A 13,265-nucleotide genomic window follows, 5' to 3' on the forward strand; every position below is an offset into this window, starting at 1 on the left:
GAACGCCGACATTTCCTTGCGCTGATCGCCGTGGCCCCGATGGCCATGCAATCGGCCCTGCGCAGCAGCCGCAAACGTAATACGGACAAGCAGGCGACGACGCGATACATCTTCTCCCAGGCGATGCGTCAGGCATCGACGGAGCAATGGAACCGGAAACCCATCGGAGAGCTGATGGGCCAGTTCGCCATGCTGTTCCAGGGGACGCCCTACGTCGGTGGTACGCTGGAAGGGGATGGACCCGAAGTATGCCGTATCGATCTCACGGGGCTGGACTGCGTGACGTTCTTCGAGAACGTTCTCGACATGTCGAGGATCGTGAAGAAGGGGCGCTATACGTTCCCCGATCTGCAGCATGAGGTGACCTTCACTCGCTATCGTGGAGGACAGCTCGGAGACTATACTTCACGTCTGCACTATACGGCCGAATGGATCGAGGACAATGTCGCGAAGCATGTCGTCAAGGACATGTCGCGTGAACTCGGCGGGGTGATATTCCCGCTCGACGTGAACTTCATGTCGAGGAATCCGAAGTACTACGCGCCGCTCAAGAACGATTCCATTCTCGTCGAGAAGATGGAGACCATCGAAACGGCCATCAACGGTCAGGTCAGGTACTACATTCCCAAGGATCGTATCGACGTGATCGAGCCGCAGTTGCAGACCGGCGACATCGTAGCCATCACGACGAACAAGGAAGGCCTGGACTATGCCCATACGGGAATGATCCATCGTACGGCCGACGGTGTGGCGCACCTGCTTCATGCGTCATCGCAGAAGAAGCAGGTCGTCCTCGACGTCTCCGTGAGCGAATACGTCAACGGTGTGAAAAGCCATACCGGTATCAGTATCCTGCGTCCCCTCGAGCCACTTCTCAACGAACGATAACGGGCGGACGGATTCCGTTCCGATCCCGCCCGAAGCTCACCATTGAATGGTGATGGTCGGCTGGAGTTCGATGGTGACGGTGTGTTCGGGCAGTTTGCGGAGAGCCTTCTCGAAGTCGGATTGTCGAGCCATGGACTCGATGCCTTCCAGCTCGTTCATCAGATTCCTGTTCTTGCGGAATGCCGCGATCAGTTTGTCCATGTTGACATCGTACATGGTGATCGTCGATCCGCTCACGTACTTCGCGTTCGTCTTCTTGATGATCGGTTCGGACTGGACGTTGACGGTCATGCGCATGCCGCCGAGAAAGCTTTCCATCATGCCCAGAGCCATGTCCAGTTGTTCTTTCGACTGCTTCTTCTTTTTCTTGTCCTTGGCGTCGCTCTTCAGGTCCGGGACATTGGTGATGACGATCCTGTCCTTCGCATAGGAGAACGTCATACCGGCCGTCGAGCCCGATTCTTCTTCTTCGATGACGCGCGTGGCGAGCATCTTCGCAAGGCGCGATTGGTCGATGCGAAGTGTGTTCACGTTGGCGACGGTATACTCGGCAATCCATCCCTGATATTCTCCCTGGTCGACCAGACGCAGATTGGTCAATCTGGCATCGGGACCAAGTGTACCAGCGCTGGCCGTCGCAAGGCTGTCGATCGCCTTCCGTACCGAGTCCGACAGGAAGTCGGGTCGGTCCTCGGCCGTCGAGCCCTTCATCGACAGGAGGATCGAGTCCCGCACTATCGCCGTGCCATCGGATTTCAGGATGACAGTCGTCATCGTACGGAGACAGCCCGTCAGAAATGCCGATGCTGCGACGATCAGGGTGATGACGACGATGTGCGTACGTGACATTGGGACTCCGGAAGGAAGAGGATTCAAATATGGCGAAGATGTTCGGAAGCGGTAGCATGGATGGCTTCCGCAATGTCTTCCGGCGTGATGATCCGGTCCGATGCTTCCGAAAGAGAGACCGACGAAGCCATGAGCGTTTCCGTAAGGCGCGCTCGCTCGTCCGCCGATGCACGGACGACATTGCCGATCATCAGATGGCCGGGTCCCGTGAGGATGCTGCCGTGCTGGAGTATGACGTTGTCGATCACCCGCTGGGCGCTGCCGACGACCTTCCGGTTGCCATGGACGATCTCCGTCCGGGCACTGCTCGTGAAGCAGGAAACGGCCAGGGCTCCGGACGTGGCATAGTGATGCTGCAGATCCGATGGAGCTTCTTCGAAGGACAGTCCCGGTACGAAGGGTTGCAGTGCCGACAGCAGCATGGTATGGATACCGGCATAGACCGCACGCGGCGTGCGGGTATCCGTGACCGGAATGGCGATGCAGTAGGTGAGTTCTTCGGCATGCAGGACGGCACGGCCGCCGGTGGGGCGTCGTACCAGGTCGAAACCGGAATTGACGAGGGCCTCCCGGTCGATCTGTTCGTCCTGCTGATGCTTGCCCAGGGATACCGTCCACGGCTCCCATGTATAGGTTCTGAAGGCGAGTGCGACGTCGCCGCGTCGGACCATATCGAGAAGATCCATGTCGCGTTCCATGTTGGCAGCGCCACTGCGGGATCCTTCCCAGGCGTTGAGCATCATTGTACCGAGATACGCAGGAATTTGAGTTTACCGGCGCGCACGATGCGCGGTTCGGCGAAGTTCAGCACTGCGGCGATGTCTGCGATCTTCTCGCCATCGACCTTGACGCCGCCTTGCTGGATAAGACGACGCGCCTCGCCCTTGGAAGTTACAAGACCGGTCGCGACCATGACGTCGACGAGCGATTGGTCGGCAGGACCGTCGATGGTGCGTTCTTCGATGACGTCCGGAACATCCTTCTTGACGAAGATCCGCTCGAACTCGGCGAAGGCGGCATCGGCATCGCCCTGGCCATGATATCGTGCGACGATCCGCTTGGCGATATCGACCTTGGCATTACGCGGATGGACGGAACCATCGGCCAGGCCCTGCGTCGTACGCTGCACTTCATCGGCTGGTGCATAGCATGCGTACTGGAGGTAGCGGGGGATCAGCGTATCGGGAATGGACATGGTCTTGCCGAACATGTCCTTCGGCGAATCCGACAGGCCGATGTAGTTGTTCAGGGACTTGCTCATCTTCTCGACCCCGTCGGTGCCTTCGAGAATGGGCATCGTCAGGATGCACTGCGGTTCCATCCCGGACGAGCGCATGATCTCACGTCCAACCAGCAGATTGAACTTCTGGTCCGTACCACCGATCTCGATGTCGCTGCCGATGGCCACGGAATCGTAGGCCTGCGAGAGGGGATAGAGGAATTCATGGACGCTGATGGGCTCGCCGGCCCTGTATCGCTTCGTGAAGTCGTCACGTTCGAGCAGTTGTGCCACGGTATACTTGGCCGCCAGGGCGATGACGTCCTGGAAGGTCAGGGCGTTGAGCCATTCGCTGTTGTGGACCACCGACGTCTTCTCCATGTCCAGTACCTTCGATGCCTGGTCGACGTAGGTACGGCCATTCTCGCGGGTCTCCTCGAGGGTGAGGGCGGGGCGCGTCCTGGACTTTCCGGTGGGATCGCCGATCATCGCCGTGAAGTCGCCCACGATCAGTACGACGCGATGGCCGAGGTCCTGGAACTGGCGCAGCTTGTTGAGAACGACGGCATGGCCGATGTGGATGTCGGGGCGGCTCGGATCGAGTCCCAGTTTGATCGTCAGCGGCTTCCCTGTCGTGACGCTGCGTTCGAGCTTGCGGACGAGGTCTTCTTCGGGCAGGAGGTCCACCACGTTCTGGCGGATCACGTCGAGTTGTTCGGAGATTGTCAGCATGGCGATGTCGTCGTGATGGGATGGGGGCTAGTCGGTATCGCGGCGCATCGCGCGTTCCTGTTCGCGATCCTTGATCGATGCGCGCTTGTCGTACAGTTTCTTGCCTCGGACGAGACCGAGTTCGACCTTGATATACGGGCCGGAGAAATAGAGGGAGAGCGGAATGATGGTCAGACCCTTCTCTTCCACACCGGTACGCAGGCGCACGAGTTCGTGTTCGTGGAGGAGCAGCTTGCGCGGACGCGTAGGGATATGGTTCTCCCTGTTGCCGAAGTCGTACGGATTGATGTGCATGCCGACGAGCATCAGCTCGTCCGACGCCTTCGAAGGAAAGATGGCATAGGCATCGACGAGGGATACCTTGCCTGCACGGAGGGATTTCACCTCGGTTCCGGTCAATACGATGCCGGCCTCGAACCGCTGGAGCACTTCATAGTCGTGCAGGGCCTTGCGGTTCTGGATGATGGAGCGGGTCGATCGTTCGTTGGGCGTTGCCATAAAAAGAGAACCCCGCACTGGAGCGGGGCAATGGATGCGGAGAGGGAGGGATTCGAACCCTCGATAGCGGTCTTAACCACTATGACGGTTTAGCAAACCGTTGCCTTCAGCCACTCGGCCACCTCTCCGTTAAGGAGCGACAAAGATAATGAAATTCATCGATTCGGGAAGAACGAAGACGGGATGCACGGTTTTTACTCCGTGCATCCCGTCTGTCGTGCGTCGAGGCGCGCGATCATTCTGCGAAGGACGTACCCGGAAGGTCGAGTGCCACCTGCTGATGGGCAGGTACGGCAAGGGCGGATCCGGCGCCGGACCGTACCATGTCGCTATTCGAGATGACTTCCGTGATGGCGGAGACATGTTCCAGTGTGGTTTCGCCCTGGTCGGCTGCGACCTTGACGTCACCGTAGACGCCGTTGACGAAGACGTTGCCGTTACCTGAGAAGATCTCCAGGTGGGTCGAGGCCGGAACGTAGAGCGTGTGCGTGATGCCCTTGCCGTCCAGCGGCTTCGAAGGATCGATCTGCTTTGCATGGAAGAGGATCGTGTTGCCGTCCTGCGTCGTGGTACGTTCGAGCGTGTATTCACCGCCCCTGGATTCGATGGCGACCTTGTCGAACATCCACGTGACGACGCGGACATCACCGGCATCGGCATCGATCTTGACATTGGCGCCGTTGGATACGACCATCGTGGTCCGGACGGGGTGCAGGGGAACTTCCGAATTGTCGGCGGCACGAACATCGCTCTGCGTCACGGCGAACATGGCGAGTGTGAGGGCCGCACCAGCGAGCAGGTTCTTGATTGATTTCATGGCGACTTCCGAAATGATATGATCGTGAAATGTACGGGAGTGTGTACGCCGGCCTCCGGGGAAGGTTACAGGCGATCTTCCTTTCGTATTTTTCGCTGCGATGAAAGACAAAGAAACGCCGCTGATGCGGCAATACGGTCAGATCAAGACCCGATATCCCGATACGATCCTGCTGTTCCGCCTCGGTGATTTCTACGAAACGTTCGGTGACGACGCCGTCCTCACGGCCCGTGCCTGCGGAATCACACTGACGAAGAGGAACAACGGTTCGGCAGGCGAGATTCCTCTGGCAGGATTCCCGTATCACCAGCTCGACTCCTATCTCCCGAAGCTCGTGCGGGCAGGCCATCGTGTGGCAGTCTGCGAACAGCTCGAGGACCCGAAACAGGCACGCGGCATCGTACGACGCGACGTCGTGGAAGTCGTCACGCCCGGCGTGGTGCTCTATGACAAACTGCTCGACAACAACAGTCATACGATCCTTGCATGCATCACGGGGCCGACGAAGGCCAGCCCGTCCATCTGCGGCCTCGCCTTCGCCGACGTGTCGACGGGCCTGTTTTCCGCTGGCGACATCCCCGTCGATCGCATCGCCAGCGTCCTCGAATCACTGACGCCGGCCGAGCTCATCGTGAACAAGGACGAGAAGGAATGGTGGCAACCCCTCGTCGACGCTCTGCCGGCTACGCCATCGCTCACCAGACTCGATACCTGGCATTTCGATGCCGAGTTCACACGCAATGCCTTGTTGCGTCACTTCAACACCGCGTCGCTGAAGGGATTCGGTACGGATGAACTCGTTCACGGCCTGACGGCCGCGGGTGTCGTCCTGCACTACGTCGGTGAAACGCAGAAGACATCGCTGACGCAGATCACGAGTATGAACGTCCATCATGCCGATGGCTTCATGATCCTCGATGCGGCTACGCGCAGGAATCTCGAAATCCATGCGTCGATGCATGGTGACGGACGTCAGGGGTCGTTGATAACGTTGCTCGATCATACGTGCACGCCGATGGGCGGGCGCCTGCTTCGCGGCTGGCTGCAATCGCCTCTCGTGTCGATGGAGGCGATACGCCGACGCCTGAACGTCGTCCGTGGCTTCGTCCTCGAACCATCCATCGCCGAAGATGTACGCACGAATCTGCGTGGCATGGGCGATATCGAGAGATTGCTGACCAAGGTCATGATGAACAGGGCGACGTCCCGCGATCTCGTGGCTCTTCGCTCGGGTCTCGAACGCCTGCCGATGATTCGGGAGGCGTTGCGGCGCAGTGCGACGGATGCCGTAGCCCGTATAGGCGATGCCGTCGACGATCACACGGAGGTGACGGCGCTCCTGCGACGTGCGCTGTCCGACGAACCGCCGCTCCAGGTGGGAACGGGCATGATCTTCCGCCAGGGATATCATGCAGGGATCGACGAAATGCGTTCGGCACTGACGAACGGCAAGGAGTGGATCTCCGACTACCAGGAGGCCGAACGACAGTCCACCGGCATCACGTCACTGAAGGTGGCGATGACGGGTGTCTTCGGGTACTACATCGAAGTGACGAATACGCACAAGGCCCGCGTTCCCGAACATTACGAACGCAGGCAGACGCTGGCCAACGCCGAGCGGTTCACGACGCCGCACCTGCGTGACCTCGAACAGAAGCTCCTCCATGCCGAGTCCCATCTGTCCACCATGGAAGCGCAGGCGATCGAGGAACTGCGTGCCGAACTTTCGGTGCATGGTGCCGCCATCCAGAAGACGGCACGAGCGATCGCGACCATCGACTGTCTGGCCGGGTTCGCGGACGTCGCACGGAGTCATGAATACTGCGAACCGGATATCCATGACGGCACGGAGCTCGTCATCGAGGATGCCCGCCATCCCGTGATCGAACGGCTGCTGCCGCCGGGCGAGCGCTACGTCTCCAATTCGATACGGCTCGATACAGAACAGCAGCAGATCCAGATCATCACCGGCCCCAACATGTCCGGTAAGTCGAGCTACCTGCGTCAGGCAGGATTGATCGTCTTCCTGGCTCACGTAGGATGCTACGTTCCGGCAACGTCGGCACGGATACCGCTGACGGATCGCATCTTCACCCGCGTAGGAGCACAGGACAACATTCTCGCCGGTGAGAGTACCTTCCTCGTCGAGATGCAGGAGTCGGCCAACATCCTCAACAACGCCACGGCGCGGAGTCTCATCCTGCTGGATGAAGTCGGACGGGGGACGGCGACGTTCGATGGTATCAGCATTGCCTGGGCCATCGCCGAGTATCTGCACGAGGTGACGGGGGCGAAGACGCTGTTCGCCACGCACTACCATGAATTGACGGCGCTGGCCGATCAATTCCCGCGGATACACAACCATCAGGTGGAAGTGCGCGAAGTTGGCGATTCGATCGTCTTTACCCACCGCGTCATTCCCGGGCACAGCGATCATTCCTTCGGTATCCACGTCGCACGCATGGCAGGTCTTCCTCCTGCGGTGATAGGTACGGCACGGGCCGTACTGGATCAACTGGAACAGGGGCATCATGGGCCGGTCGACGGTGGACGTGCTGCCGCCGTGGAACGGATCCGGCTGGAAGAAGCCGGGCAGTTATCGATGTTCGAGGTTCGTGACGATGCGCTGCGCCGCAAGGTGCAGGAACTCGATCTTGACAATATGACTCCGATGCAGGCGCTCAAGGCGCTGTCGGACCTGAAAGGCTCCCTCGATGGATGAAATCAAACGAAAATGGACGGAACGGGACAGGGTCGTTCGTGCGATCACGAAGGATGGCATGTTCCGCGCGGCATGTATCCGCAGTACCGAACTCTCACGCGCTGCGCAGGATAGACATCACTACGAGCCGTTGCGCGCCCTGATGCTGGCACGTGCTGCGACCGGTGCCGGACTGATGGCATCGTTCCTCAATGGGGAAGAGCGCGTCGTGATCCAGCTCGAAGGCGATGGTCCCGTCGCCAGTATCTATGCCGAAGCACTGCAAGTTGGAGAGGTGCGGGGGTATGCCACGCTCAACTCGAAGCCCGCGGAACAGAGCACGTCGGCGCTCGGCAACGGCATCATGAAGGTCTCTCGTATCCTCTACGGCAAATACGAGCCCGTGACCGGTATCGTCGAGTTACGTCGGGGCGACGTCACGTCGGACCTCGGCTACTATCTCACGCAGTCGGAACAGATTCCATCCGCCTTCGTCCTGGACGTGAGTTTCGATGAAGAGGATCACATCAAGCAGGCCGCTGGGCTGCTCATCCAGGCCATGCCCGGTGCACGACCGGAGGACATTTTCCGCGCCTACGATACGATCGACTATCTGGGACGTCTCACGCAGTTCCTCGACGACGGCTATACGCCGGAGGACATCCTGCGCCAGGTCATGCCCACGGATATCGACATCCTCGCATCGACGCCGGTGGACTTCTTCTGCCGCTGTTCGATCGACAGGTTCAAGGGAATGTTGCTGACACTCGGTTACGACGAGGTGGCCGGTATGGAAGCGGACGGACAGAACGAGCTCGTGTGCCAGTATTGTAATGCACACTATTATCTGTCCGAGCAGGATTTCAAGGATATGAAGGAAGAACTCGTCGTACGCCGCAACTAGGCATCGGTCATGAGGGACGTGATGGCACTGACCAGGACGATGTCGTCGGCAGTGCATCCGCGCGACAGGTCGCAGTACGGTTTGCGCAGTCCCTGGACGATCGGTCCCAGTGCGATCATGCCGCCGAGACGCTGGGAGAGCTTGTAGGCGATATTGCCCGAATTGAGATCCGGAAAGATCAGAACGTTCGCCCGACCTTCGAGAGGAGAGTCGGGCGCTTTCGTTGCCGCCACGTGTTCGACGATGGCGGCATCCACCTGGAGTTCGCCATCGGCGATGACGGACGGATTGCGCTCGCGGAATCGCAGGAAGGCATGGCGGACCTTATCCACGGAAGGATGCGATGCCGAGCCCTTCGTCGAAAAGCTGAGGAAGGCGACGCGCGGATCGTCGTCGAGTATACGGCGGTAGTTGTCCGCCGCTGCCGTGGCGATATCGACGAGCTGTGCCTCCGTCGGGTCGGGTACCACGCCGCAATCCGCGAAGACGAACGTACTGCGTTCGCCGATCATCAGGAAGAAGCTGCTGACCGTGCTGTTCGACGGCGCGAGACCGACGGTCGTGATTCCCGCACGCAGCACGTCACCGGTCGTGGAAAGGGAGCCTGCAACGACGCCATCGACGTGGTTCTCGTGCAACAGCCAGCCGGCCGTATAGAGAGGATTCAGGGCCAGGTCCCGCGCCATGTCGGCCGTCAGCCCCTTGTCCTTTCGCCGGTCGTGCAGGAAGGCGCTGCAGGCGATCAGATTGTCTTCATGCGTCGGGTCGACGATAGCGATACCATCGAGGGAAATACCTTCGAACGATGCCTTCAGCATGATGTCCGCCGTTCTGCCGACGAGGGTCGGTATGCACAGGCCTGCATCCATGCACCGGCGTACGGCATGAATCGTTCGTGGATCCGTTGCGTCGGGAAAGGCGATTCTGGACGAGCGAACTGAGGCGCCTGCGAGGAGCGCATCAATCACAGGATGCTTCATGGGGCGATTCCGAGCAACGTCTGGATGTCGATGGTGGCTGTCGTCGTGGTCTTGCGGTTCTCGGCATACTCGTCGTAGACATCGACCGTACGCTTGTCCTGCTTCACGCAGATGAGCTCCGCACGATTCGGATTGTAGCAGATGCTACGATAGTCCTCGAACTGCACGGCGCTGGCTCTGCCACGGCCTCGTGTGCTGATCTGCAGCAGGCCGTTCTGGACGGGGACGTAGGCATAGTCGCTCGCCGTCACGACAAGTCCGGATGCGTTCTGTTGCGGTCCTTCGGAGGCACGGGCCGTCAGGTCGACCGTCGACGTCACCATTCGACGTATCAGATTGACGAGGGACAGCGTCGGTACGGTCCGCGTACCCCCGTTCAGGCGTCCGTCACCCAGTGAAACCACGACGAACTGTTCGCCGGCGGCATCTGGCTCGATGAAGAACGGGGCATGGTTCACGGGGATGGTAGTTTCGACGGCGTTGGAACGGCTGTCGATGATGGCGATCGTTCCGGATCCGGAGCATGCCACGCCGATCTGGTTGCCGGCGGCAGCGATGCCGTTCGGTAATGAGTCCACGCGGATAGTACGCACGATCGAATAGGTGGTGAGATCGATGATGCTCACGACGTTCGACGATGGGTGGGTGGCATAGGCCGTCGTGGCATTGGCGAAGGCGATATCCTGGGCCGCACCCAGTGCCCCGCAATCGATACGGGCGCGTTCGCGGAGTGTATCGTTGGCGAGGACGACGATTTCAGGAGCGTCGGCACGAAGGACGAAGAGCTCGTCGCGGAACGTGCGGAAGCGCGTGACGTTCAACGGTGTGGAGGCATCGTTCCGCCATGCTTGCCCGGCAACGCGGCTGCCGTCGGGCATCGTATAGGTTCCGAGACCGGCATCTTCGGCCGTCAGGACACGCCAGCGATCCTCGAAGGAATTGATGACCGGTTCCTCTGGGCTGCATGCGGCGAGGAGGAGGCAGAAGACGGTGAGAAGGGCTGCGCTACGTAACATCATGATCCATCAATCCAGTTGTGCCACTACATCTCGAATGATTGCCGTCAATGTGGGTTCTGCCGACGCTGCCGCGGCCAGGATTTCTTCGAGCCGTGCCGGGGCCAGGGCATCGGGGAAGCATTCGTCGGTGACGATGCTCATACCCAGGACTTCCATGTTCATGTGGCGGGCCACGATGACTTCCGGTACGGTACTCATGCCTACGACGTCGGCTCCGATCGTGCGCAGGAAGCGGTATTCCGCCCGTGTCTCGAGGTTGGGGCCGGCCACAGCGACATAGACACCGCGATGGACATTTCGTTGCAGTTTCAGTGCGGCATTTCGCGCCATGTCGATCAGACGACAGGAATAGGGCTCGCTCATGTCCGGGAACCGGGGACCGAAGCGCTCGTCGTTCGGGCCGATCAACGGGTTGTCACCCAGCAGGTTGATATGATCGTCGATGATCATCAGGTCCCCCCGTCGATACAACGGATTCATGCCGCCGCAGGCATTGGAGACGATGAGCGTGCGTACCCCCAGGGCATGCATGACCCGTACAGGAAACGTGACCTGCTGCATCGTATAGCCTTCATAATAATGAAAGCGACCTTGCATGACGACGACGGGGCGCCCCGCAAGGGTTCCGAACAGGAGCCGGCCGTGGTGGCTTTCGACGGTCGAAAGGGGGAAGTGGGGGATGTCCGCATAGTCCAGGGCCGTTTCCACGGTGATATGTTCCACCAGGCCACCGAGCCCCGTGCCGAGGATGATGCCGATGGCCGGCCCAGCCGACGTCCTGGCCCGGATATGGGAAACCGCCTCGGATGTATGTTCGAACAAGGACATTCGTCAATTCTCCATGATAGTTACGCGAAGATACGGGCATTGTCGACGGTAAAGCTTACGATGTTCCGCTGTAGAAAATTCACTATTTGCTAACACGAAAGAATTGCTATTTTCCTTATGGAACGGAACGGGGGCGGGGACGATGTCTGGAGATATCCGGGGAGACAAGGATATCCGGTGTGTGTACGTGTACCCGCCTGCGTATTGAATCGAACGAAAAGCGAGAATAGGTTTCTATTCAGTTTCTTCATTGTTGTGGGTGCAACACTATGAATCGTTTGTTCCTCCATCGACGCCGACATCTATTGGCGGCGATCCTTTCGGCCATTGCGCTATTGGGAGTCTTCAGCTCCGCGCAGGCCCAGTTGTACACGGAAGTAGCGGGGGGAGCCGGAAGCAGCCGGATATTCATCCCACCGGGCTACAATCCTAATCCATTTACCGACTACTGGTGGACGATTCGTTCCCAGTTCGTGATCCGTGCCGAAGAAGCTGCTTACTACGGTCTCGTACCGGGTATGATGGAGTCCGTCTCCTTCAACTTCCGTAATGCTACGCCGTTCACCAGTCGCCGCTTCACCATCAAGGTGAAGATGACGGACCGGAATACGGTGAATAGTCCGTTCGAGAATACGGGATTCACGACGGTCTATGAGAACGGTTCCTACGTATGGTCTCCCATCGCGGGCACGCCGACCTGGGTGAAATTCCCGTTCTCGACGCCGTTCCAGTGGGATGGTACGTCGCACCTTCTCTTCGAGATCTGTACGTACCGTACGGGCTATACCTACGTATGGCCTGAGTACGAGTACACACAGGTGCCCACGTTCTATGCCACGATGGCCTATCAGATCGGTGACGGTGGCGACTACTGCAGCCCGTACACATGGTATCCGGGCTGGTACAGCATCCGTCCGGTAACGAAGATCGGTATGCTGTCGGGTATCGAAACATCGTTCCCGGATGACGTCGATCCGCGCCGCATTCTCAAGTCCGGCTTCGTCTACGATGGCTCCACGACCGAGTATCCGCGCCCGTCCATTTCGTTCCGTCAGAACAACGGTCAGAACATCAACCTGACGTACCGGCTCGTCGGTCCTCTGCCTTCGTCGAACGTGATCTATGAAGGACGCGCGGGAGCGAGCAACATATTGCCCCACGTGGCATCGTCCACCGGGCTCTACAAGTACGAGATCACCAATGCCGTAGGTCCGGCTGCGGGTCCCGGTGGTATTCTCAATCTGTTGACGATTCCCGGCGGCGCATACCGTCTTGAGGCGACCTATTCGATTCCCGGATACACGCAAACGTATCAGAAGGAATTCAACATCGCCTATGATAACGATATCGCCATCCGCAGCATCCGTTCGCCTAACGTCATTCCGCAGAAGTATCCCCGCGGCGTTGCCATCCCTGTGACGGCACAGCTTCAGAACGTGGGTCTGAACGACATGACGACGGCGCGCTGCATCGCCGTCATCCGTCAGTCCCCGGGTGGACAGGAAGTCTATCGCGATACGCTGATCGTCAATGAGACTCTCACAACCGGAGAACTCATGACGATCGATTTCAAGAACTTCACGGCTCCCGAGGTTTCGAACTGGTCGCTCCAGATCTGCGCGGAACTGATCGGTGCCGCCGACCAGCAGGCAGCGAACGATTGTCTGCCCAGGCCGGCGCAGTCGTATATCTTCCAGACCCTGCATAATGAGGAAGTGGGCGTAAGCGCTCTCGACATTCCTTCTGCAAGCGGTCAATACTATGCGAAGCGTCCATTCACGCCTCGCGGCCGCATCGTCAACGGCGGTATCCAGGATCTGTCGAACATTC

At 59.2% G+C, this 13,265-nt stretch carries 11 protein-coding genes, 1 tRNA gene and 1 pseudogene; 4 read left to right on the plus strand and 9 right to left on the minus strand.

What is annotated here, in order from left to right; translation table 11 throughout:
* Window positions 1-39: 39 nt before the first annotated feature.
* Entirely contained in the window at window positions 40-888 is an 849-nt protein-coding gene (locus BGO89_12575; GenBank protein OJX57395.1) for a hypothetical protein, read from the plus strand.
* A 36-nt stretch (window positions 889-924) separates the two neighbouring features.
* Here the strand turns inward: BGO89_12575 and BGO89_12580 are convergent, their stop codons facing one another.
* From BGO89_12580 to BGO89_12605, 6 genes are all read right to left on the minus strand, one after another.
* Window positions 925-1,737 (minus strand): hypothetical protein, encoded by an 813-nt coding sequence (locus tag BGO89_12580; GenBank protein OJX57311.1) that lies wholly within the window; start codon window positions 1,735-1,737, stop codon window positions 925-927.
* 23 nt (window positions 1,738-1,760) lie between these two features.
* Entirely contained in the window at window positions 1,761-2,477 is a 717-nt protein-coding gene (locus BGO89_12585; protein OJX57312.1) for a hypothetical protein, read from the minus strand.
* A complete protein-coding gene (locus tag BGO89_12590; protein OJX57313.1) occupies window positions 2,477-3,688 on the minus strand; it encodes a tyrosine--tRNA ligase in 1,212 nt (403 codons plus the stop codon). The genes BGO89_12585 and BGO89_12590 overlap by 1 nt, the downstream gene beginning before the upstream one ends.
* Window positions 3,689-3,715: 27 nt before the next feature.
* Window positions 3,716-4,186: an SsrA-binding protein gene (locus BGO89_12595; protein OJX57314.1), complete on the minus strand. Its 471-nt coding sequence runs from the start codon at window positions 4,184-4,186 to the stop codon at window positions 3,716-3,718.
* A 37-nt stretch (window positions 4,187-4,223) separates the two neighbouring features.
* A tRNA-Ser gene (locus tag BGO89_12600) sits at window positions 4,224-4,314 on the minus strand.
* Window positions 4,315-4,421: 107 nt separating this feature from the next.
* Window positions 4,422-5,003 carry a hypothetical protein gene (locus BGO89_12605; protein OJX57315.1) on the minus strand — a complete coding sequence of 194 codons (582 nt, stop codon included), beginning with the start codon at window positions 5,001-5,003 and terminating at the stop codon, window positions 4,422-4,424.
* Between the two features lie 100 nt (window positions 5,004-5,103).
* Between BGO89_12605 and BGO89_12610 the strand changes: the two genes are divergently transcribed.
* The gene (locus BGO89_12610; GenBank protein OJX57316.1) at window positions 5,104-7,725 is read left to right on the plus strand and encodes a DNA mismatch repair protein MutS; all 2,622 of its coding nucleotides are present in this window, start codon (window positions 5,104-5,106) and stop codon (window positions 7,723-7,725) included.
* Complete coding sequence (locus BGO89_12615; protein OJX57317.1) at window positions 7,718-8,608, plus strand: hypothetical protein; 891 nt, start codon at window positions 7,718-7,720, stop codon at window positions 8,606-8,608. The genes BGO89_12610 and BGO89_12615 overlap by 8 nt, the downstream gene beginning before the upstream one ends.
* Here the strand turns inward: BGO89_12615 and BGO89_12620 are convergent.
* Genes BGO89_12620 through BGO89_12630 form a run of 3 tightly spaced genes read right to left on the minus strand, consistent with a single transcriptional unit; the run spans window position 8,605 to window position 11,435 of the window.
* Complete coding sequence (locus tag BGO89_12620; protein ID OJX57396.1) at window positions 8,605-9,576, minus strand: phosphate acetyltransferase; 972 nt, start codon at window positions 9,574-9,576, stop codon at window positions 8,605-8,607. The genes BGO89_12615 and BGO89_12620 overlap by 4 nt on opposite strands.
* Before the next feature lie 8 nt (window positions 9,577-9,584).
* Entirely contained in the window at window positions 9,585-10,607 is a 1,023-nt protein-coding gene (locus tag BGO89_12625; protein ID OJX57318.1) for a hypothetical protein, read from the minus strand.
* A 6-nt stretch (window positions 10,608-10,613) separates the two neighbouring features.
* Window positions 10,614-11,435 carry a purine-nucleoside phosphorylase gene (locus BGO89_12630; protein ID OJX57319.1) on the minus strand — a complete coding sequence of 274 codons (822 nt, stop codon included), beginning with the start codon at window positions 11,433-11,435 and terminating at the stop codon, window positions 10,614-10,616.
* Window positions 11,436-11,908: 473 nt separating this feature from the next.
* On the opposite strand from BGO89_12630, the pseudogene BGO89_12635 reads away from it, so the two are divergent.
* A pseudogene (locus BGO89_12635) lies at window positions 11,909-13,265 on the plus strand (hypothetical protein).

It is taken from the genome of Candidatus Kapaibacterium thiocyanatum, from assembly GCA_001899175.1.
GTDB lineage: Bacteria > Bacteroidota > Ignavibacteria > Kapaibacteriales > Kapaibacteriaceae > Kapaibacterium > Kapaibacterium thiocyanatum.